The sequence below is a fragment of the Burkholderia sp. E168m23 genome (genome assembly GCF_016586125.1).
In the GTDB taxonomy this organism is placed as follows: domain Bacteria; phylum Pseudomonadota; class Gammaproteobacteria; order Burkholderiales; family Burkholderiaceae; genus Burkholderia; species Burkholderia orbicola.
The window spans coordinates 1-1,470 of the sequence record NZ_BCPP01001309.1 but is presented as its reverse complement, the minus strand read 5'-3'; the positions used below and the strand labels follow the sequence as shown (position 1 = coordinate 1,470).

General features: G+C 68.8%; 1 protein-coding gene. It reads left to right on the top strand.

The window, feature by feature from the left end:
* Window positions 1-68 precede the first annotated feature (68 nt).
* The coding region (gene ligA / locus JMF90_RS36810; RefSeq protein WP_201326317.1) for an NAD-dependent DNA ligase LigA at window positions 69-1,470 on the top strand (1,402 nt) is incomplete at its 3' end.

The following is a 1,470-nucleotide window of genomic DNA, read 5'->3' as shown; positions in this document are numbered from 1 at the left end:
GTACCCCGCCGCGGCGTCAAACTGAGATAATCGGGCATCCGATTTTTCAGAACGACTCTGCCGCCAGCATGGCCCGAACCCAAGCCGAACCGCCAGCCAGCCAGCCCGACGCGCGCGCCGCGTGGCTGCGCGACCAACTCGAGCGGGCGAACTACGCCTACTACGTGCTCGACCAGCCGGATCTGCCCGACGCCGAATACGACCGGCTGTTCCGCGAGTTGCAGCAGCTCGAAACCGACCATCCCGAACTCGTGACACCCGATTCGCCGACGCAGCGTGTCGGCGGCGAAGCGGCCGGCGGCTTCACGCCGGTCGTCCACGATGCGCCGATGCTGTCGCTGAACAACGGCTTTGCCGACGAGGACATCGTCGCGTTCGACAAGCGCGTCGCCGACGCGCTCGCCAAGACGACCGATCTGGCCGGCTCGGTGACCGACCCCGTCGAATACGCGTGCGAACTGAAGTTCGACGGCCTGGCGATCTCGCTGCGCTACGAGCAAGGCGTGTTCGTGCAGGCCGCGACGCGTGGCGACGGGACGACGGGCGAGGACGTGACCGAGAACGTGCGCACGATCCGCTCGATTCCGCTGAAGCTGAAGGGCAAGCACGTGCCGGCGGTGCTCGACGTACGCGGCGAGGTGCTGATGTTCAAGCGCGATTTCGCACGCCTGAACGAACGCCAGCGCGCGGCCGAGCAGCGCGAATTCGCGAACCCGCGCAACGCAGCGGCCGGCAGCCTGCGCCAGCTCGACTCGAAGATCACCGCGCAGCGGCCGCTGTCGTTCTTCGCGTACGGGATCGGCGTGCTCGACGGGATGCCGATGCCCGACACGCACAGCGCGCTGCTCGACTGGTACGAGTCGCTCGGCCTGCCGGTGAATCGGGAGCGCGCGGTCGTGCACGGCGCCGAAGGCTTGCTCGACTTCTTCCGCAAGGTCGGCGAGAAGCGCGAGTCGCTGCCGTACGACATCGACGGCGTCGTCTACAAGGTCAACCGGCGCGACGAGCAGGAGCGGCTCGGCTTCGTGTCGCGTGCGCCGCGCTTCGCGCTCGCGCACAAGTTCCCCGCGCAGGAAGCGCTGACGAAGCTCGTCGCGATCGACGTGCAGGTCGGCCGCACCGGTGCGATCACGCCGGTCGCGCGTCTCGAGCCGGTGTTCGTCGGCGGCGCGACCGTGACCAATGCGACGCTGCACAACGAGGACGAAGTGCGCCGCAAGGACATCCGGATCGGCGACACCGTGATCGTGCGGCGTGCGGGCGACGTGATTCCGGAAGTCGTCGGCGCGCTGCTCGACCGGCGCCCGGCGGATGCGGCCGAATTCGTGATGCCGACCGAATGCCCGGTGTGCGGCTCGAAGATCGAGCGCCTGCCGGACGAGGCGATCGCGCGCTGCACGGGCGGGCTGTTCTGCCCGGCGCAGCGCAAGCAGGCGCTGTGGCATTTCGCGCAACGCCGCGCGCTCGACA